General features: G+C 48.9%; 18 protein-coding genes. 9 read left to right on the forward strand and 9 right to left on the reverse strand.

The window, feature by feature from the left end:
- Positions 1-1,517 (reverse strand): acetoacetate--CoA ligase (locus tag V3S16_RS14905; protein ID WP_413886321.1); only part of this gene is annotated, 1,517 nt, incomplete at its 3' end.
- Positions 1,518-1,851: 334 nt separating this feature from the next.
- Here V3S16_RS14905 and nuoE point away from each other — a divergent pair.
- From nuoE to V3S16_RS14920, 3 genes are read left to right on the forward strand one after another with little or no spacing between them, the layout of a single operon-like run.
- Positions 1,852-2,385, forward strand: coding sequence for an NADH-quinone oxidoreductase subunit NuoE (gene nuoE, locus V3S16_RS14910; RefSeq protein WP_413886323.1), 534 nt, complete (start codon positions 1,852-1,854; stop codon positions 2,383-2,385).
- Positions 2,369-4,306 (forward strand): NADH-ubiquinone oxidoreductase-F iron-sulfur binding region domain-containing protein, encoded by a 1,938-nt coding sequence (locus V3S16_RS14915; protein WP_413886325.1) that lies wholly within the window; start codon positions 2,369-2,371, stop codon positions 4,304-4,306. Before nuoE ends, V3S16_RS14915 begins: the two co-directional genes overlap by 17 nt.
- 23 nt (positions 4,307-4,329) lie before the next feature.
- Positions 4,330-4,965, forward strand: coding sequence for a 2Fe-2S iron-sulfur cluster-binding protein (locus V3S16_RS14920; RefSeq protein WP_413886327.1), 636 nt, complete (start codon positions 4,330-4,332; stop codon positions 4,963-4,965).
- A 52-nt stretch (positions 4,966-5,017) separates the two neighbouring features.
- Here V3S16_RS14920 and V3S16_RS14925 read toward each other — a convergent pair whose 3' ends face one another.
- Positions 5,018-6,487, reverse strand: a complete 1,470-nt coding sequence (locus V3S16_RS14925) for a leucyl aminopeptidase (RefSeq protein ID WP_413886329.1) — start codon at positions 6,485-6,487, stop codon at positions 5,018-5,020.
- Positions 6,488-6,910: 423 nt separating this feature from the next.
- On the opposite strand from V3S16_RS14925, the gene V3S16_RS14930 reads away from it, so the two are divergent.
- A complete protein-coding gene (locus V3S16_RS14930) occupies positions 6,911-7,807 on the forward strand; it encodes an exopolyphosphatase (RefSeq protein WP_413886331.1) in 897 nt (298 codons plus the stop codon).
- Positions 7,808-7,812: 5 nt separating this feature from the next.
- Here the strand turns inward: V3S16_RS14930 and V3S16_RS14935 are convergent, their stop codons facing one another.
- Positions 7,813-9,153 (reverse strand): B12-binding domain-containing radical SAM protein, encoded by a 1,341-nt coding sequence (locus V3S16_RS14935; protein WP_413886333.1) that lies wholly within the window; start codon positions 9,151-9,153, stop codon positions 7,813-7,815.
- Between the two features lie 77 nt (positions 9,154-9,230).
- Positions 9,231-9,434: a hypothetical protein gene (locus V3S16_RS14940; protein ID WP_413886335.1), complete on the reverse strand. Its 204-nt coding sequence runs from the start codon at positions 9,432-9,434 to the stop codon at positions 9,231-9,233.
- 175 nt (positions 9,435-9,609) lie between these two features.
- Here V3S16_RS14940 and V3S16_RS14945 point away from each other — a divergent pair, with 175 nt between their 5' ends.
- From V3S16_RS14945 to V3S16_RS14955, 3 genes are all read left to right on the forward strand, one after another.
- Positions 9,610-10,911: an ABC transporter substrate-binding protein gene (locus V3S16_RS14945; RefSeq protein ID WP_413886337.1), complete on the forward strand. Its 1,302-nt coding sequence runs from the start codon at positions 9,610-9,612 to the stop codon at positions 10,909-10,911.
- A 212-nt stretch (positions 10,912-11,123) separates the two neighbouring features.
- Complete coding sequence (locus V3S16_RS14950) at positions 11,124-12,800, forward strand: ABC transporter permease (RefSeq protein WP_413886339.1); 1,677 nt, start codon at positions 11,124-11,126, stop codon at positions 12,798-12,800.
- A 204-nt stretch (positions 12,801-13,004) separates the two neighbouring features.
- A complete protein-coding gene (locus V3S16_RS14955; RefSeq protein WP_413886340.1) occupies positions 13,005-14,087 on the forward strand; it encodes an ABC transporter ATP-binding protein in 1,083 nt (360 codons plus the stop codon).
- A gap of 151 nt (positions 14,088-14,238) precedes the next feature.
- On the opposite strand, the gene mtnA is transcribed toward V3S16_RS14955, so the two are convergent.
- Positions 14,239-15,351 carry an S-methyl-5-thioribose-1-phosphate isomerase gene (gene mtnA, locus V3S16_RS14960; RefSeq protein WP_413886342.1) on the reverse strand — a complete coding sequence of 371 codons (1,113 nt, stop codon included), beginning with the start codon at positions 15,349-15,351 and terminating at the stop codon, positions 14,239-14,241.
- 513 nt (positions 15,352-15,864) lie between these two features.
- Here mtnA and mtnP point away from each other — a divergent pair.
- Both mtnP and V3S16_RS14970 read left to right on the forward strand, forming a co-directional pair.
- Positions 15,865-16,611 (forward strand): S-methyl-5'-thioadenosine phosphorylase, encoded by a 747-nt coding sequence (gene mtnP, locus V3S16_RS14965; protein ID WP_413886344.1) that lies wholly within the window; start codon positions 15,865-15,867, stop codon positions 16,609-16,611.
- A 58-nt stretch (positions 16,612-16,669) separates the two neighbouring features.
- A complete protein-coding gene (locus V3S16_RS14970; RefSeq protein WP_413886346.1) occupies positions 16,670-17,191 on the forward strand; it encodes an adenine phosphoribosyltransferase in 522 nt (173 codons plus the stop codon).
- A gap of 105 nt (positions 17,192-17,296) precedes the next feature.
- Here V3S16_RS14970 and V3S16_RS14975 read toward each other — a convergent pair whose 3' ends face one another.
- From V3S16_RS14975 to V3S16_RS14990, 4 genes are all read right to left on the reverse strand, one after another.
- Complete coding sequence (locus V3S16_RS14975) at positions 17,297-17,497, reverse strand: cold-shock protein (RefSeq protein WP_413886348.1); 201 nt, start codon at positions 17,495-17,497, stop codon at positions 17,297-17,299.
- A gap of 286 nt (positions 17,498-17,783) precedes the next feature.
- The gene (locus V3S16_RS14980; RefSeq protein ID WP_413886350.1) at positions 17,784-19,154 is read right to left on the reverse strand and encodes an amidohydrolase; all 1,371 of its coding nucleotides are present in this window, start codon (positions 19,152-19,154) and stop codon (positions 17,784-17,786) included.
- Positions 19,155-19,440: 286 nt separating this feature from the next.
- Positions 19,441-19,569: a hypothetical protein gene (locus V3S16_RS14985; RefSeq protein WP_413886352.1), complete on the reverse strand. Its 129-nt coding sequence runs from the start codon at positions 19,567-19,569 to the stop codon at positions 19,441-19,443.
- 13 nt (positions 19,570-19,582) lie between these two features.
- On the reverse strand, positions 19,583-19,792 hold a 210-nt coding region (locus tag V3S16_RS14990; protein ID WP_413886354.1), incomplete at its 5' end, for a hypothetical protein.

The following is a 19,792-nucleotide window of genomic DNA, read 5'->3' on the forward strand; positions in this document are numbered from 1 at the left end:
ATATAATCTCCATGCCGCCAGATGTTTGCATAAACGTCAAAATAAGCGTCGTGGTATTTCTTGTTCTCCGGGTCGTTCCAGAAATAGATGGGCATGGAAGGAAAAGGGGCCGCGCACACCAGTTCGCCCTCCTGGTTGATAAGCGCTTTGCCATTATCATCAAAGGCCATAACTTTCATGGCCAGCCCGCGGCATTGCAACTCGCCGGAATAAACCGGCCCCATGGGATTACCCAGCGCAAAGCAGCCGTTGAGATCCGTGCCGCCCGCAATAGAGGCCAACTGCAGATCGGCTTTAACTTCCCGGTAAATATATTCGAAACCTTCCATGGAAAGAGGCGATCCGGTAGACAGCACCGCCTTGAGCGGCGTAAGATCATATGTTTTGCCGGGTTTTACGCCGGCGTTTTGCAGGGCGGCAATATAGCCCGCGCTGGTTCCGAATATCGTTATTTTCTCGTTTTGAGCCAATTCCCAGAGCGTTTCCGGATGCGGATAAAAAGCATTGCCGTCATACAATACCACGGTTGCGCCTACGGCCAGAGAACTAACCAGCCAGTTCCACATCATCCAGCCGCAGGTTGTAAAGTAGAAAATAACATCTTCTCTTTTCAAATCGGTATGGAGTATCAGTTCTTTCAAATGATGGATCAGAATGCCCCCGGCGCTTTGCACCATGCATTTGGGCAGACCGGTAGTGCCGGAAGAGTACATAATATAGAGCGGATGATCAAAAGGAAGCTGTTCGAATGCAACGGCAAGATCAGCTTCCGAAGATCCGAAGTCCGGGTAAAGAACCGCGCGGGCAACTTTGGCAATATCCGGATTATCTTGGGTGTACGGTACCACAACCACTTTTTCAATGGACGGCAGTTCTTTTAGAATGTCGGCAATGCGCTCAAGAGAATCAAGGCGTTTTCCCTTGAAAAAGTAACCGTCGGCCGTAAACAGAACCTTGGGCTTGATCTGGCCGAAGCGGTCCAGCACGCCCTTGATCCCGAAATCGGGCGAGCAGGAAGACCAGGTTGCACCGATGCCGGCGGCGGCCAGCATGGCAATGACGGCTTCGGGCATATTAGGCATAAAGCCGACCACCCGGTCGCCGGACTGCACACCCGCGGCTCTTAATGATCCGGCGATGCGGGCCACCTCGTTATAAAGTTCGGCATAAGTAATGCGACGGACATCCTGATCTTCACCCTTGAAAACCAGGGCGGTCTGATCGTCCCGGTATCGCAGAAGATTTTCGGCAAAATTGAGCCGTGCTCCTGAAAACCATTGGGCACCGGGCATTTTACCAAGATCGTCAACGACCTGATCATAAGGTTTGGAAGCGATAATGTCTGCAAATTCCCACATCATTGACCAAAACTCGGGAATATTTTCAAGGGACCATTGATAGAGGGTCGCATATTCACTGAAGTTTTGGTTGTACTTTGCATTAATGCTGCTCATGAAGCGGTGCAAGTTTGTGCTTTTGATTCTTTCTTCCGCAGGTGTCCATAACAACTCAGCCATTGCATATTCCCCCTTTTTTTTCGCTCAATTAGGGTTTTATTCTGCCGATCGAGCGTCAAGGCCGAAAATCCGGCAAAGCGTGTCATAAAAGACCGTTCATCGTTCCAGTTTAGGCCGATTATTGTCAAGGCTTATATTGCTATAGTTTTCAAACAACTCTCGAAGATAAAAAATGACTTGCGAGGTTGGGCCGATTCTGGCAAATAGACACGAGCAATATTTTAAGTTCCCTGCAGCCCGCCTTTGGCGAGACGGCGCGCGCTAATGCCGTCCAATGGCGGACAAGAGCTTTGCCGGAAAGCTGCCGCCGGCCTGTTGGACGAAGGGTTTGAAAATGGATCAGGAAATATTTATGGAAGAACGCGCAATCCTGGAACGGATTGCACGCAAATTAGCAGATTTTGAAAAACAACGACAAAGTTTAATCCCTATCCTTCAGATGGTCCAGAAAGAACTCTCCTATCTTTCTGCTGAAGCCATTAAAATTGTAGCCGACCACCTCAAAATCCCCCAAAGCGAAATTTACGGTGTGGCCACTTTTTACAACCAGTTCCGCTTTCAACCGCCGGGCAAGCATCCGGTCAAGGTTTGCCTGGGAACCGCCTGCCATGTCAGAGCCGGCGATATTATCCTTGAAAACTTTGAACGCAAACTTGGGATTTGCGACGGTGAAACCAGCGATGATCGGGAATTCAGCCTCGAAAGAGTTGCCTGCGTGGGCTGCTGTGCCTTAGCCCCCGTGGCCGTTATTGGGGAAACCGTTCACGGCCATATGGCCCCGAGCAAAGTGGAGGGATTGCTATTGAGGATTGAAATAGAAAAAGAAATGCAAGCCAGAGAAAAACAAAAGAATGAAGCCGGCCAATAATAAAAAACTTGATCAGGCCTTCAGCGCGATCCGCCAAGAAGCCTTAAAACGCCGGAGAGTGTTCCAGGAAGCACCGGTCCCCAAAATTCACATCGGCATGGCAACCTGCGGTATTGCCTCCGGAGCCCTTGAGACCAAAAAGGCCTTCGAAGAAGCCCTGGCTGAACGCAATGTAGATGCCCGCATTCATACGGTAGGGTGCGGGGGCCATTGTTACGCCGAACCGGTGGTTATCATCGATCACCCTGATTCCGGATTTCCTCCAATTTTTTATCATCAGGTAAACGCCGGTAAGGCCAAAATGCTGGTAAAGCTTTTTTTAGAAGAAGGCGACCCGCGCTTCGAGCATGTTTACGGTGCCACCCAAGCAAACGACCTGATTCCCTCGCTCATGGAATTTTCCCGCTTCAATATGGAGAAACGGATAGTCATGGAAAAGTGCGGGTACATTGATCCTGAAGATATTTACGATTACATCGCGGAAGGCGGATACTCAGTCCTGGTCAAAGCCTTGCAAACCAATCCTGATGACATCGTCCAGGAAATACAAAATTCCGGTTTAAGAGGCAGGGGTGGTGCCGGGTTCTCTACCGGCCGGAAGTGGGCGTTGGCCAGGCAAGCCGCAGAAAAAGACAAATTTGTAATCTGCAATGCTGACGAGGGCGACCCCGGTGCCTATATGGATCGAACCATACTGGAGAGTAATCCGCACCAGGTGATTGAAGGCATGATTATCTGCGCCTATGCTGTCGGAGCCCATCAAGCTATTGTTTATGTCAGGGCGGAATATCCCCTGGCAGTCAAATTGGTTGCCAAAGCCATCCGGCAAGCTGAAGAACTGGGGCTTTTGGGCAGCGCTATTCTGGGCAGCACTTTTGATTTGGACATTGATGTGTTTCAGGGATCAGGGGCCTTTGTATGTGGCGAGGAAACGGCTCTGTTTAGATCTATCGAAGGCTACAGGGGTATGCCCCGGCATCGGCCGCCGTTCCCCGTTGAGAAAGGCCTGTGGGACCGGCCGACGGTCATCAACAATGTCAAAACCCTGGCCTCGATTCCACCTATTCTGAATAATGGCGCCGACTGGTACCGCAATATCGGCACCGAGAACAGTTCCGGTACGGCGATCTTTTCCATTGTCGGTAATGTTGTCCATCCCGGCTTGGTGGAAATTCCCATGGGGGTTTCGCTACGCACTCTTATCTTTGACATCTGCGGCGGCATTCCCAATAACAAAAAATTCAAGGCTGTTCAGATCGGAGGACCCTCGGGCGGATGTCTGAACGAAGATTTTTTGGATACCCCTATCGATTTTGATTCCCTGACGGAAGCCGGAGCCATGATGGGGTCCGGAGGCATGGTAGTAATGGATGAGGATACCTGCATGGTGGACGTCGCCCGGTATTTTCTCGATTTTACCCAAAAAGAGTCTTGCGGTAAATGCACGTTTTGCAGGATCGGAACCCACCACCTGCTCAAAATACTGAACCGTTTAACCAAGGGTGAAGGACGCGAAGGAGACCTGGAACTGCTTGAGGTTCTGAGCGCAGATATTAAAAACGGCTCTCTGTGCGGCTTAGGGAAAACCGCTCCCAACCCGGTGCTTACATCACTGCTGTACTTCCGGGATGAATACGAAGCGCATATTAGCGCAAAGCGCTGTCCGGCGCTGATGTGCCGGGCACTGACCGCTTTTTATTTTGATCCGGATTTATGCGCCCGTGGCTGTGATGCCTGCGCCACCCGTTGTCCGGTTGACGCCGTATTTACCACCAGCAACCGCAAGAAGGGGGTTGACCAGGAGCTATGTGTAAAATGCGGCGAGTGCGTGGTTGCCTGTCCTCCCGAATATGACGCTGTTAGAAAAGTATCCCCTCCGGATCTGGTCCCCATTGTTGAGAAGCCACCGGAGAAGACATAATCTATTAATGAGGACTTCATAAGATGCCTAAAATCTTGGTGGATGATAGAGAGATTGAAGCCGAAGAAGGGTCGATGCTGCTTCAGGCCTGTTTGAACAACGATATTTACATCCCCAACCTCTGCTATGTTGCAGAGATGAAATACCCTTCGGCTCTGTGCCGAATGTGCTTTGTTGAAATTGAAGGGCAAGACAAACCCGTGGCCGCATGTGTCGCTACAGTCAGAGAAAATATGATCGTCAAAACCGACACTCCCGCGGTCAGACGACTGCAGCGTTCGGCCCTGCGACTGCTGCTTTCGGTACACCACGTAGACTGCAAAAATTGTCCGGCCAATAAAAAGTGTGAGCTGCAGCGCAGCGCTAAATTTTTAAAAGTCGGCTTGAAGCCCAAGCAGCTCGAACAATATCTCAAGGAGCCGGAAATCGTCCGGGAGCACTCCTGCCTTGATTATTACCCCAATCGATGCGTTTTGTGCGGTAAGTGTTTATATGTCTGCCGCAAGCAGCATGGTCAGTCAGTCTTAACCTTTGCCAACAGAGGGTTTGAGACTGTAATCAGCTTTTATGGCCAAGATGATGAGTCTAAAGTGGAATGCGAAGGCTGCACGGTCTGTGTAGATATATGCCCGGTGGGTGCCCTTATCATGCGAGACTGACAGCGATCCTGAACCGCAAAATGCCCGCCATTTTCTTTGAGCTCAATTGAGGTTACAGTTTTTCCAACAGATCGCAGAGCAGCCGTACGCCGAAACCGGTGCCGCCGGCAGCGCAGTAAGCAGTTTCTTTTTTACCATAAACGGGACCGGCGATATCGATATGCGCCCAGCGGGTTTTGCCTACAAATTCTGAAAGGAACAAGGCCGCGGTAATGGCACCGCCATAACGCGTGCTGGCGATATTGTTCAAATCGGCAAAATCGCTCTTGAGCAGTTCTTTGTAATCATCGGGAAGCGGCATTCTCCAGCAGCGTTCATAGGTCTTATCCCCGGACGATATAATCGCTTGGGCCAATTTGTCATCTAAAGAAAAAACACCGGCTATTTTTTCACCCAGCGCCACTACGCATGCTCCGGTCAAAGTTGCCAAATCAATGAGAACCCGGGGCTTGTATTTTTTGACCCCGTAAGCCAGTGCATCGATTAATATCAGCCGTCCTTCGGCATCGGTGTTGCCGATTTCCACGGTTTTACCGGCATAACTTTTGATGATGTCTCCAGGCCGGGAGGCTTTCCCTGACGGCATATTTTCCACCAGCGGAATGATGCCGACTATGTTCATTTTGGCTTTTAGCTTTGCGGCGGTAATCAGGGTTGCAGCTACGGCCGCCGCACCGGACATGTCTATTTTCATGTCCTCCATAGAGGCCGAAGGCTTAAGATTGATACCTCCGGAGTCGAATGTAACGCCTTTGCCCACCAGCACTATCGACTTTTTGCCCTGTTGGGGTTTATGTTCCAGTATTACCAGGCGGGGTGTGTTCTGACTTCCGGCGGCGACCGCGAGCATTGCGCCGAACTTTTTATTTTTGAGATCTTTTGCGCCCCATACGCTAACTTTGAGATTTGCTTGACGGGCCAGTCTGGCTATCGACCGCGAAAACCGTGCGGGTATTTTATCGTTGGATGGAGTACTGACCCATTCTCGTGCCAGGATCGTTCCCTGGCAGACGGTTTCGATGCGGGCCGATAATCTGCGATACGTTTTTACAGCAGCAGGTTTTACAAGCAGATTGATCTTCTTAAGGGGTTTGTGCTTTTTTTCTTTTTTGTATTTGTCAAACAGATGGTTACCAAGACAGGCCCCTTCCATCAGCGCTGCAAGCAGTGGTTGAACCGTCAGGTTGAGTTTTTCGGCCGCCGGAACAGCAATCAGTACTTCTGAGAGGTCCTTTTTAATACATCCCTTAACAGCCTTGCCCGCCATGCTCCGCAGTGCTTCCGTATCGATTTTTTTCAACTTTCCAAGCCCTATAAAAATCAAGCGTACTATCTTAACATCAGGCAGATTGTAGAAGACGACCTGGTCGTCTTTTGCACCTTTAAACTCTTTGAGTTTTTTGGCTTTGCGGATAAGGGCGGCAATGGTTGCGTCATCATGGATGTCTTTATCTTCACAAACAGGAATTACCAATGTCTCTGTTTTTGCTTTTTTTAGATCAGCCGATTTTAATTGTATCATGGACTGCGTCTCCTTTCCGGTGAACTAACACCTTTTGCGCTAAAGATTTTAAGGTTTCATATCATATATACCACCGCTATAGTCAATCAGAATATATGGATAGTGTTATTTGGACTCGGCATGATAATGTATTGCAAATCTATTATGATATTTTTTATAATAGGTTTGATCGGTAAAGCACTCTTGTAACCGTTCACGGGTTCAGGGTTCAGGGTTCAGGGTTCAGGGTTAATAGGTTTACCCGCCTACGCTGAAGCTACGTCGTGCCAAGAGGTTCGGAGCTAGTTAGTAAAGGTTAACAAAAAAGCAACCCGACTCGGCCGAGCTCGTCGCAGGCTGAACGGTGAACTCTGAACCTATGAACGCCTACGCACTGCTTAACCAAGCTATGTGCGTTAGAAGGTGTAAAGAGGGGTTTGTTAGATGCGAATTGTTACCAGGCCGGATTTTGACGGGGCTGTCTGCGCCGCGCTGCTATATGAAGCAGAAAAAATTACAGAACCTGTAAAATGGGTGCAGCCCAATGATGTGCAAAAAGGCCTGGTTGACATACGCAAGGGCGACATCATGGCAAATTTGCCTTACAACGAACGCTGCAGTCTATGGTTCGACCATCATTATACCAGCAGAATTAACAGCCCGTTTAAAGGTGCGTTTGAACTGGCACCTTCGGCAGCAAATGTCGTTTTTAAGTATTATAAGCACATGTTTCAACGCGATTACAGTGAACTGGTCAGCGAGACGGATAAAATTGATTCGGCGGATTTATCTATGGACGAGGCGCTCCATCCCGAAAAGCATCCTTATCTACTGCTTTCCATGACAATGTTCGGACATGATGCTGCTGCTGAGCGCTACTGGAACAGATTGGTCGCATTGCTTAGAACCTTAAAGGTTGACGAAATTCTTGATGATGCGGAAGTCGACCAACGCTGCCGGGCTGTGATTGAGCAAAACAAAAAGTATAAAGCCTATTTAGCAGAGCACACGCAATCGCTTGGGCATGTATGTGTTACAGACTTTCGCCCTTTAGATAAAACCCCGGACGGCAATCGGTTTCTGGTTTATGCCTTGTTTCCCGAAACGGTTGTGAGCGTTAAGATCCGTTATGATGATGACGCCGGGAAAAAAGTTGCCGTCAGTGTCGGGCATAATATTTTTAATAAAAACTGTAATGTCAACGTCGGCCTGATGCTTGCAAAGTTCGAAGGCGGTGGACATCGCACGGTGGGTTCATGCAGATTTGATGCCGGCAAAGCTGATGATTATATTCCCAAGATATTGGACATGCTTTTAAAGAATGAAACAAACGAACAATAAGGGCTTTAGTTTGCAGTTAGATTTTTTAAATGCGAGAGTGTCTGCCATGAGAAGGTCTTGTCCTGACAGGGAGATATGGCGTTGTTTGTGAAGATGGGGTCTGCTGCCAGATTGTAGCGGGATGAGGCCAACGCCTCTTGCCAGAGGGCCGTGTGAGGAATTGGAGAATAGTGCGCCAGTATGGGGGTAATGCCCGCTTGTTTAACCGTTTTGATGGATTCTTCTAATACATGCAGGTCCTGTCCCGGCAAACCCGTCAACAGATACGCGCCGATCTGGTTTTTTTGAAACCCGGCCTCTTTGAGTCGATCCACCGCCCGCTTAAATTCCGCCCCCGTTACTTTGTAGTCTAATTCTTTTCTGGCTTCAAATGCTGCCGTTTCCAGTCCCAGGCGCAGCGTTTTAAAACCGGCCCGATACATCAGGCGCGCAGTCCGGCGCGTAATCTCGCGGATATGAAGCGCATTGGGCGTGTGAAAATCGACCTTTAAACCGGCCTTGATGATCCCTTCGAGCATGGGAACGGCATGGATTAGCGCATTGACAAGCAAAGCGTCATCATAGAATGCAAAATCTTTAACGCCGTGTTGTTCATGCCAGTAGCGAATTTCTTCCACAACCAGCTCGGGTCGGCGCACCATTCTTTTCGAACTTAAAAAATGAGATGCGCAGTATTTGCAGGCAAACGGGCAACCTCTGGAGGTGAGCAGCGGAACGTAGTTAATTTTGCTTTGAAGGTCGCAGGCCGGGTAGGGATAGGTGTCCAGGTTTCCGGGATCAAAGTCCGGGCGCACATGAAAGCCGGTATAATCACCAACAAGCTTTAGAATATATTCCTCGGCCGGTCCTGTTTGAATACGATCCGCTCCGGAATGTTGTTCAGCATGATTCCGGCAGAGGCTGGCGTAAACGCCCCCCAAAACAACCGTTACCTCAGGCCAAACTCCTTTTAATACTTTTATGGTTTCCTGCACACCCGGATACCAATATGTCATCAGAGATGTCACCAGCACCAGATCGGGCTGTGCCAGGGCCAGAAGATCACGGCGGAGCCATTCCGGTTTGATGCCGTATCTGGAAAAATAGCGCGGTATGTCCTCTAATCCCGCTGGTTTTGGAATCCTGGTTTTAAGGTATGGTCCCCGACCATGCCTGGCAAAGGGATCGGTAGTCGGCGCTTGGGGATGGAAACGGTCCAGACAGTCCAAATAGGTAACATCAAAGCCATGATTTTTCAAAATTGCAGCCAGATACAGAAGTCCTAAGGGCTTGGCCCAGAAATCATAGGCCGCAAAATCGTGTATCCAGGGATTTACCAGCAGGATATGGGGCGTATTGGTTTGCACGGGATAAAACTCCCTGTAGGCGTTCACAGGTTCAGAGTTCAGAAGTTCAGGGTTACCTTTCTGTTGGGTTCACAGAATCAGAGTTCACCACTGCCCGACCGACGGCAGGCGAGGTTCAGGGTTGTCTTTTTCATGCGTTCACAGGTTTCCCGCCACTGGTGGGATTCAACCTTGTCTTTATTCGTTGAACCCTGGTCGCCTACGGCGCCGCCAAAGGCGGGTAAACCTCTGAACCCTGAACCTCTGAACCTGTGAACGGTTACAACTCCCCCAACGTTCAAATAATTCCGGCTTTGATTTTCAGGAAACAGAAGAAAAGGACTTGTAATTTTTGATATCTATCTCTATTCTGCTTGGAATGCAACCCAAGCATCAACCCTTTGCCAAAGGAGGTGGTTAAAGATCGACAAATTTCTTTTTTGCAAACATGACAATGTTAATCGAAAGGAGATCAAAATGAGAAACAAAATCTTGGCCACAACAATCTTCACCGTCCTTTCAATATCGTTACTGCTCCTGCCAACCTTTGCAGCTCAAGTTCAAGCCGCTGACAAACTCGGCTGGGTCGGTCCTGTTTACAAGGAATTATCCGACAGTCTGAACAAGGGTTTCAAGGCGTACTATAAGAAGACCTATGGTAAGGACGTGGACATCACGTTCGTGCGGCCGGGTGGATGGCCGGTCGTCGTGGACAAAGTGAGAATATGGGGCGGCAAACCAGATGCCGACATCTTCCTGGGCGCCGGCGCTCCAGCCCATGAAGTCTTAAAGCAAGACGGATTGATTGTCCCTTACAGACCAAAGAATTGGGATAAGATTCCCTCTGAATGGCACGGCATGAAGGTAAAAGATAAAGATTATTATTGGACCGCTTTCGCTCCCTGGATCGTCACCAATCTGTATAACGAGAAGGTTTTGAAAAAGCTGAGACTGCCGCCGCCAAAAACGTGGAACGATCTGCTCAACCCCATCTACAGAGGCAATATCGTGCATACGCTGCCATACGCCTCCGGCACCATGCATGAAGCCATAGAAATTCTCCTGCAAGGATTTGGAGAAAAGGAAGGTTGGAGATATCTCAGGTTGTTAGCGGCGCAGTTGGCCCGCTTCTCCACCGGCAGCACAGATACGACCAATCTAGTGAAGCGCGGCGAAGTTCCCATCGGGGTCGCGCAGCCGCAAATGAATGCGATGGCTGCACGCAAAGACGGCTATCCCGTACGTGATCTGCTCCCGGAAAAAACGATCCTGGTTCCGGAGGCCGTGGCTTTGCTGAAGGGTGCGCCCAACGAAAAGATTGGGAAAATCTTTCTGGACTGGCTGTTCAGCACGGACGGACAAAAACACGTGCTGGAGGGCCGTTACTTCGCAGCCAGAACGGACATTAAATTCTCCGTGTGGGAAAAAGAAGGCGTCACCATGGCCAAACACGCCAAGAAAGCACTGGGAGTTGATTCATTCTGGGATCTGGATGTCGGATTCATTGAGTACGATTTGGATCTTGCCACAAAGAGGTGGGACGACGTCAACCGTAAATATGAGATGGAGATTTACCGAAAGTGGGGCAAGTTGAAACGCAGTCTGTTCCTGATAGAGGAAGTTGAGGGAGAAATTCAAGCGGCGAAAGCCCAAAAGATGAACGTGAAAAAGGCTACGGTCAAAATAAAAGAAGCCAGAAAGCTCTTTGAGTATGATGGCAAGTATGCCGCAGCCCGCTTGGCGGCATCCAAGGCCCGCGCTCTGCTGGTGGCGCCGTAACGGAACCTGAAAGCAGACTTATATTACTTAATGTGCGAGGGAGCTACCGCTCTCTCGCACATCAAGTATGAGACATAGGTTTTCAGATAATGTTTTTGGCAAGACTAAAGGGAGATCTCCGCGTAAGGCGTGCACGGTAGTACGTCGTCGAGGAGATCGACCGATAACGCAGCCAAAATCTTTATCTGGAAAACTATAGTAAAGGATGTGGTATGTCGCGTGGCAATATCTATCTGGCAGCACTCCTGTGGTCGGTGATTGCCTTTCTCGTGCTTTATCCGCTGTCAATTCTGCTGAAGGAAAGCTTCAAGATCGCCGGAACCGACACCTGGGGCATAAGCAATTACCTGGAATTCTTCCAGGACACGTATTATCTTAGAACTTTTGGAAATACCTTGGTCCTGAGCACGCTGGTGCTGCTGACGACCACCTTGTTCGGGGTGCCCCTGGCTTACATCCTGGCGAGATACAGGCAGTGGGGAAAGACAGTTTTTACAGCCCTAATCCTTTTGCCCATTGTTTTGCCCGCTTACGCCGGCGTATTTGCATTCATCATCTTTTTCGGCAGGTTTGGAACTCTGAATTTGCTCCTTACGGAATCGGGATTGATCGAGACGCCCATAAATTTCATCTATGGACTACACGGACTGGTATTCGTTCAATCCCTGCACATGCTCCCTTTTATCGTTCTCAGTCTTTCCGCAGGTTTCACCACCATAGATCCCTGCTTTGAAGAAGCCGCCGAAATCGAGGGAGCCAGCGGTTTTCGGAGATTCCTCACCGTCACTTTGCCGCTCTGCACCCCGACGTATCTGGCGGGCGCCGTCATCGTATTCCTGTGGCCCTTTACGGACTGGCTCACGCCAATGATTTTGGGACAGATCGACTTTCTGCCCTCGGTTGCGTACATCAACATCGCCTATCACTTTACCGACATGCATCGCAAGTACATGGGAATCGTGGCGGTGGTCGTCTCTTCCACGGTTTGCATTATCCTCTTTTTGTTAGCCAGGTGGTGGGTCGAGAGGAAAAAGTATACCGGCCTCTCGAAAGGGACAACGGCTGAAGGGAGGGTGATCGAGCCGGGCCCGCTGGTGAAATTTAGCTCGTATATGTACATGATTTTTATCTCCGCCCTTGTCCTGCTCATTCCGGCCGTACTGGGGTTGGCCGCTTTTTCCAGAAGATGGGTCCTGGAGCCGTTTCCAACCTACTGGACCCTCGATAATTTCAGGATAATCCTTCAGGAAACCCCTCTCCTGATAAAAAACTCTTTTGTTTTCAGTGGATTAGCCCTGATATTAGGGATCGCCTTCGGACTGCCGGCAGCCTATCTCATCGTCCGCACCCGTGTCCCGGGAAGAAATGTGCTCGACTTTGTCATCACCCTGATGCTGGCTTTCCCGGGTATCGCGATCGGGGTGAGTTATCTCTTGGCATTTTGGGAAACCATACCCTTGGCCAGGCATTGGATTATCATGGCGCTGGCCCTCTTTGCACGGCGGCTCCCGTACTTTATGAGGATGGCGCATGCCTCTTACTTGCAGTTGGATATTTCGTTAGAGGAGGCCTCCGAAGTATCGGGTGCCGGCAAAATCAGGACTTTTTTTTATATATCTTTGCCTTTGCTGGTCAAAGGCGTGCTCGTCGGCGTGGTGATGTTTTTCATCATGGCGTTCCAGGAGATCTCTACCGCCATATTCCTTTATCGAGGCGGATGGGAAACCCTGCCCATAGGAATCTATTTAAACTGGCACCGCGGCATGGAGTTCGGAATCGCCGCCGCCATGGCTTTTCTGATGATTGTGATCACCTTTATCCTGCTGCTAATCATATCGAGAATCAGCGGGGGTGTCCTCAAAGCGGCCTGGGGTCCCGGCGGTACTTAAAAAATGGAGGAACCGTTCAGAAGTTCAGAAGTTCAGAGGTTCAAAGGTTCAAAGATTCAAAGATTCACCGAAAGTCTGAATCGCACCTGATTGTGCCGCAACCCTGAACGGTGAACCCTGAACCTGTAAACCCTTATAAATCAGCCATGTACAATGCACCGCGAGAGTGTGCAGCAATTCGGCGGTCACTCAAGGAGATATTCAATGGCATTTATAGAGATCCAAAACCTGTTCAAGCGCTTTAAGAAAGTAGTGGCTGTTAATCACATACAACTCGAGGTGAACGAGGGCGAAATGTTAACGCTGCTAGGGCCCAGCGGATGCGGCAAAACAACCACCTTGCGCTGCATCGCCGGTCTGGAGACACCCGAGGAGGGCGACATCGTTATTGACGGCAAACCGATGCTTTCGAAAGGATTTGTCCATCCGTCGAAAAGAGGCATCGGCATGGTGTTCCAAAACTATGCCGTATGGCCGCATATGAAGGTATACAAAAATATCATTTACGGCTTGAAAATTGCTAAGCTTCCCAAGCGGATTATCCAGGAAAAGGCGCAACAGATTTTGGAGTTAGTGGGCTTGGATGGTCTGGAAGAGAGGTACCCGTCCCAATTGAGCGGCGGGCAGCAGCAAAGGGTGGCGCTCGCGCGAGCTCTGGTGAGAAATCCTAAGGTGTTGTTGCTGGATGAACCGCTGAGCAACCTGGATGCCAAGCTCAGAGAAGAATTGCGATTTGAAATCAAGGACCTGGTAAGACGGATGGGCATCACAGCGGTCTATGTCACCCACGACCAGGCCGAGGCGATGGTTATCTCTGATAGAATCGCCGTCATGGACTCGGGGAACGTGGTGCAAGTCGGCACTCCCCAGGAGATATACGAAAAGCCCGCCAATAGATTTGTCGCCGATTTTATAGGCACCATGAACTTTATGTCCGGGGAGGTCGTCGAGGTCCTCCAGGACAGAGACGCGGTTTACGTACGCACCGAATTCAGCGCAAAGATGCTGTGCAAGACGCCTAACATCACGGCAACAACACCGGGAAAAAAAGTGTATGCTTCTATCCGTCCCGAGGATGTGGAAGTGTTTACGGAGCCACCCCAAGCCAGGGAGAACCTGGTCAAGGGAACTATTGTCCATAAGGCGTACTTGGGCAACCTTTTATATTTTTTCGTAAGCGTGGACGGCCATATGATCAGGGTACAGGCTTCGCATAACGTGCCGCAAGAAGAAGGACAGGAACTCTACCTGTTTTTAAATCCGCAAAAATGTATGATTTTACTTTGACTAAAAACTCAAGTTTCGCACCCCCTAAAAAGTCGTGAAACTATGATGGCAGCGATATAATTTGCAGTTTAAAGGGTGTAACAGTGTCGCCGATTTGCTCCGGTCCTGTCATTTCCGTAAAGGGCGACATGCATACCGCCAGACAAATTCTTCACCTTGCTGCCATTTTTTCGGGAAACAAACGCTTAATATCCTGTTCTGTTGCCTTGCAGACGCCTCTTTCCGTGATAAAGCCGGTGACAAGCCTGGCAGGCGTGACATCAAAAGCAAAATCGGCCGCCGGGCTATTGGCCGGAGGGACCAGCACACTGATTGTTGATCCCCGGTTCAGGCCCTGTACATACCGCACTTCATCGGGATCGCGCTCTTCAATGGGGATTTGCTTGATACCGTCTCTCAGTTGCCAGTCAAAGGTGCTGGAGGGCAGGGCCACATAGAAGGGAACATTGTTATCCTTGGCTGCAAGCGCCTTTAGATAGGTTCCGATTTTGTTGGCCACATCCCCGGTGTAGGTGGTCCGGTCGGAGCCTACAATTACCATGTCCACCATGCCGTGCTGCATTAAATGACCGCCGGCATTGTCGGTGATGACCGTGTGCTTGATGCCGTATTTGCCAAGCTCCCAGGCCGTCAGCCGTGCTCCCTGGTTGAGGGGCCTGGTTTCGTCCACCCATACATGCACGTCCACACCTTTATCAAAGGCGGTATAGATAGGTGCCGTGGCCGTGCCGTATTCGATACAGGCCAGCCAGCCGGCATTGCAATGGGTCAGCAGGTTGACGGTATCGTTGCCTTTTTGGTGGTAAATCTCTTCAATCAGAGGCAGACCGTGCCGGCCGATGTTGCGGCAGTTTTCCGCTTCAGTCTCAGTAATGGCATCAGCTTCCCGCCGGGTTGTTTCTAATCTTTGGGCAGTATTTTCGATGTTTAGAACAGCGGATAATACCTTGTCCACCGCCCAGGCCAGATTCACTGCCGTGGGTCGGGCCGCTTTCAATCGCCGGCACTCTTTTATTAAATAATCGGCATCACCGGAGTTGTCAGGAGCGTTTAAAACCGCCAGATAGACGCCGTAAGCGGCGGTCACGCCAATCAGCGGTGCGCCCCGAACGTACATCTCTTTAATGGCCGTGATGATATCGTCTACGGTTTCAAGATCCGCAACAATAAATTCATGGGGGAGGCGCCGCTGATCGATAACCTTTACCGTTTTTAGATCTTCATCCAGCCAGATAGGCCGAATATCTTGACCGTCTACCTTCATAATTTAAAGTATTTTTAGTTAGTTATCAATATCGGCCTTCTTAAATTTTTGTAAAACATCAGGATAATAAGCTTGTGGTTGTTTTATGTCGAGCCATTGGTAAAAGATATCTCGATTAATGCCTAAATATTGGCAGATTTCATCAATAGACAACGGGGATGCATTAGTCATTTTGCTGCCCGGCAATTGTGTTATGAGCTGAATTTATTTAGTCTTGCAACACCTGATTCTCTGGGCTCGGATTCTTGGCTTACTAAAGGCATAGGATAACACATCTTGTATGTCAAGCAAAATATAGCGCAATATATAGTAGTTAGACTAACCTTGATGGCGTCGCAAAAAGTTAAACGTGAAAAGTGTATATGTTGTGTAATATTGCCCCTTGATGTACTAAATGTATTCGTTTGACATTTCACGTTTCACTTTTTGCAAATTTACGAATATTGACAATATTTTGTATGTATAATAAGGAAAACGAACAGAATAGTTTCAAACTCAGACGGAGAAATAATAATGGTGAAAGTGGGGATTATCGGAGGTTCCGGGCTGGATGACCCGGAAATTTTAGACAACGCCGAGATCATGCATGTAGACACCCCTTATGGGAAGCCGTCTTCGGCATTGTCCGTCGGCCAGATTAACGGCGTTGATGTAGTCCTTATTGCCAGGCATGGCGCAAAGCACCAGTTGAGTCCGACCCAGGTCAACTACAGAGCAAACATTTGCGCCTTGAAGGAGCAGGGCGTGACGCACGTGATTGCGACCTCTGCCTGCGGCAGCCTTAAAGCGGAGATTGATCGCGGGCACTTTGTGATTGTTGATCAGTTCATTGATTTTACAAAGCACAGGAAAATTACATTTCACGATTCATTTGAAAACGGGGCGGAGCATACGCCCATGGCCGAGCCCTTTGACAGCGGGCTGCGCAAGATGCTTTATGCCGCCGCAAAAGAGTTGGGCTATGAAACCCACTATGGCGGAACAGTGATAACCATCGAAGGGCCGAGGTTTTCGACTAAAGCAGAATCAAAGATGTTTAGGATGTGGGGAGGGGATGTCATCAACATGTCGATAGCTACGGAGGCGATGCTGGCAAACGAAGCCGGGATACCGTATGCTGTTGTTGCCATGTCAACCGATTACGATTGCTGGAAGGAAGATGAGGAGCCGGTTACATGGGAAGAAATCTTGGAGGTATTTCACCAGAATGCGGATAGAGTTAAAAAGCTGCTGGTTAATGCTGTTTCAAAGCTTAGCTAAAACCTGCCTTAGCTGTTCTTGAAATACCAACTTTTAGTTGTTAAGCGAGGAGATTGATATGAATTTGAAAGATAAAATCAGGACTGTGCCACATTGGCCGATTGAAGGTGTGATGTTCAGGGATATTACAACACTTTTGGAAGATCCCGAAGCATTTAAGCAGACCTGTGATATGCTTTATGAACGTTACCGTGGCATGGAGATTGATAAGGTGGTCGCAATCGATGCCAGAGGATTCATTTTCGGTGGAGTGCTGGCCTATAAGCTTAATGTCGGATTTGTTCCTGTGAGAAAAGCGGGAAAGTTACCCTATAAAACCATCAGCGAGTCATATACCCTTGAATACGGCGAGAACGTTGTAGAGATGCATATAGATGCAATTGCAAAGGGTGAAAAGGTCCTTGTGGTGGATGACCTGATAGCCACCGGCGGCACTATATCGGCCGCAACCAAATTGGTTGAAAAACTGGGCGGCGAAGTCGTTGAGTGTGTATTTATAGTCGAACTGCCTGACCTGCAAGGCAGGGAAAAGATAAAAAATTATAAGATGTTTACTTTAACCGAGTTTGAGGGGGAATAGAGCCTGAAAATAAGTCAAGCTCAAAGGTCTCGCTCAGTTGAAGATAAAAAAGGCATTCCTTGCATAATCGCAAAGAACGCCCTTTTTTAACTTACAAATGGCAAGCTATACCACGGTGACATTTGTCGCCGCAGGACCTTTCTGGCCCTCCTCGATGTCAAAGGTGACGCGGTCGCCCTCATCGAGAGTCTTGAAACCGGCGGCATTGATTCCTGAATGATGAACAAATACATCCGGACCATCTTCCTGCTCAATAAAGCCATAACCTTTGCTGCTATTAAACCATTTTACAATTCCATCAGCCATAGTGACACACTCCTTTCGAAAAATTCTCATAGTTCCAAACTGGAGGTTGTCACTTTGACAAATGGATCTTGCCTTCAGAACGAAACCGGCCCGCCAATTAAGAACGGGCCTTTATTGATTATTTCGATAATAAGATGTTGTTATAAAAAGTCAAGCTATTTTACGGGTTTTTAGCGGGGCATTTCGAAATTTTCACCACAGCCCCCGACCTGCGGCACCATATTTTTGCCCAGATAGCTTCCCGACCTAAACGAAATCATCCGGCGGCTAACTATAACCGAATTTCTCATGTTGCTTTAACAACCGCAGCGATATCGGCCACCTTTTTAAGAATATCTTCCAGCTCTATGGTCAACAGCTTCCGATTCCTTAAAAGAACCTTTCCATTCACAATGACATCCCGTACGTCTGAACCCTGGGCGGCATAGACAATCTGGGATACGGGATTGTAGCGGGGCACAAGGTGGGGCTTGAAGGTGTCGATAATGATGATATCGGCATGTTTGGCGACTTCCAAAGAGCCGATATCTTTTTCAAGGCCGATGGCTCCGGCACTTCCGATCGTCGCCATTTTCAGGACGGTTCCGGCATCCATGACCGTGGGGTCGAGAACATTTACCTTATGCAGCTTTGCCGCTGTATCCATTTCCCTAAAAAGATCTAAATCGTTGTTGCTGGCACATCCGTCGGTGCCCAAACCTACCGTTATGCCGGCGGTTAAAAGCTTTGGTACCGGCGCAATGCCGGAAGCAAGCTTCATATTGCTTTCGGGATTATGGGAAACTTTTGCCTGCCTTTGGGCGATGATTTCAAAGTCGTCATCATCCAGCCAGACGCAATGAACCAACAATGTATTTTTATCTAAAATGCCGATGTTATCAAGGTACTTTACCGGTGTTGCCCGTTGCTGTGCTTGAATCTGGTCGTACTCGCTTTGGGTCTCGGCAATATGAATCTGGAAAAGCACATTTTCAGCGGCCGCGGCATTCTTGGCCTTTTTTAAAGTCGTTTCAGAACAGGTATAGGGAGAATGGCAGAATATCGACGGGGTGATTAATGGCGATATGCTTTGCCATTTTTGGACAAACTTTAAGGCATTATTAATGTTATCATCCGGGTGCGGGACCCCTGGTGCCGGGAAATCGATCACACCTTGGCCCAGCACGGCCCTCAGGCCGGTTTCATTGACCGCGGCGGCAACATCTTCTTCAAAAAAATATCCGTCACAGCAGGTCGTTGTTCCCGACAGTATCATCTCCGCACAAGCTGTAAGCGTCCCCGGCCGGACGGTTTCAGGCCTTATATGTTTTTCTTCGGCAGGAAAGATGTATTCATTCAGCCATTTGGTAAGGGGCAGATCATCGGCAAGCCCCCTGAACAGCGTCATGGGAAGATGAGTATGGGTATTGATCAGACCGGGCATAATGATTCCACCCCCAGCGTCAATCGTCTCTCGGGCTTCGGGAAGAGGAAGGTCTCCGTTTCGGGCTTCAACTCGTTTTAGCTTTCCATCTTTTATACAGACAAGACCATCGTCAATGATGTCAAAATCAGGATTTACCGTAACGATAACGCCGTTGTATATAACGATATCAAAATTCATTTTGTTGACCAAAACGCTTGAACTGTAACAGCGAGCAGTAACGCTGTTTTGCATTTAGCCCCCTGGCAGCGGGACAGGGAGCTGCAACAATGCCCTTAGGAATAACGATTTTATTGAGTTTGGCTCAATTGGGGTTTTAATGTCAAGAGAAGTTGGCGGATAATGGCGCTAAAGGTAAAAAGCAGCACTGCTGCCGACCCTGTTTGGTTCCCCGCTTCAGTTGCAATGAAGACGGAATATCCGTTGCACTACAGCCGGCCTGTCTCGTACTCGGGGTATGTCCCGCTTTCAGGGCTCATCCGGCTTGGGTGGGGGGATAAAGGTAGTTCGCAAATTTTTTCTAACTATTCCTTTTTTTTCCACAGGCATGGTCTTTGCCGTGTCCGTGGCATTCCTTGGCGCTGTTCTGAGCGCAACCCTCTGTTTTGTCTGCTGATTTATCAGAACTTTTACAGCTGCACTTACTCATTATTTACACCTCTTTAGTTGGAGATAACAATATTTCCGTTGCTGAATGTGATGTCAACCTTGCTGGTGAACAAATCTATTACGGATTCATGCTCGGCAGGCAGAGAGTATGACAGAATTTTTTCCAGCAAAGGAGCAGTAAAACCGAATACTACGGCCATAATACATTCATCATGCAGGGCATAGCGGTATTGCGGGCATAAAATCAGTTTTTGTCTTTTTCG

Source organism: Candidatus Desulfatibia sp., from assembly GCF_036446775.1.
Taxonomy (GTDB): Bacteria; Desulfobacterota; Desulfobacteria; order Desulfobacterales; family UBA11574; genus Desulfatibia_A.

Coding starts and splice junctions, on each gene's coding strand:
- nuoE (WP_413886323.1), top strand. CDS start 1,852: ATGGATCAGGAAATATTTATGGAAGAACGCGCAATCCTGGAACGGATT.
- V3S16_RS14915 (WP_413886325.1), top strand. CDS start 2,369: ATGAAGCCGGCCAATAATAAAAAACTTGATCAGGCCTTCAGCGCGATC.
- V3S16_RS14920 (WP_413886327.1), top strand. CDS start 4,330: ATGCCTAAAATCTTGGTGGATGATAGAGAGATTGAAGCCGAAGAAGGG.
- V3S16_RS14925 (WP_413886329.1), bottom strand. CDS start 6,487: ATGATACAATTAAAATCGGCTGATCTAAAAAAAGCAAAAACAGAGACA.
- V3S16_RS14930 (WP_413886331.1), top strand. CDS start 6,911: ATGCGAATTGTTACCAGGCCGGATTTTGACGGGGCTGTCTGCGCCGCG.
- V3S16_RS14945 (WP_413886337.1), top strand. CDS start 9,610: ATGAGAAACAAAATCTTGGCCACAACAATCTTCACCGTCCTTTCAATA.
- V3S16_RS14950 (WP_413886339.1), top strand. CDS start 11,124: ATGTCGCGTGGCAATATCTATCTGGCAGCACTCCTGTGGTCGGTGATT.
- V3S16_RS14955 (WP_413886340.1), top strand. CDS start 13,005: ATGGCATTTATAGAGATCCAAAACCTGTTCAAGCGCTTTAAGAAAGTA.
- mtnA (WP_413886342.1), bottom strand. CDS start 15,351: ATGAAGGTAGACGGTCAAGATATTCGGCCTATCTGGCTGGATGAAGAT.
- mtnP (WP_413886344.1), top strand. CDS start 15,865: ATGGTGAAAGTGGGGATTATCGGAGGTTCCGGGCTGGATGACCCGGAA.
- V3S16_RS14970 (WP_413886346.1), top strand. CDS start 16,670: ATGAATTTGAAAGATAAAATCAGGACTGTGCCACATTGGCCGATTGAA.
- V3S16_RS14975 (WP_413886348.1), bottom strand. CDS start 17,497: ATGGCTGATGGAATTGTAAAATGGTTTAATAGCAGCAAAGGTTATGGC.
- V3S16_RS14980 (WP_413886350.1), bottom strand. CDS start 19,154: ATGCAAAACAGCGTTACTGCTCGCTGTTACAGTTCAAGCGTTTTGGTC.
- V3S16_RS14985 (WP_413886352.1), bottom strand. CDS start 19,569: ATGAGTAAGTGCAGCTGTAAAAGTTCTGATAAATCAGCAGACAAAACA.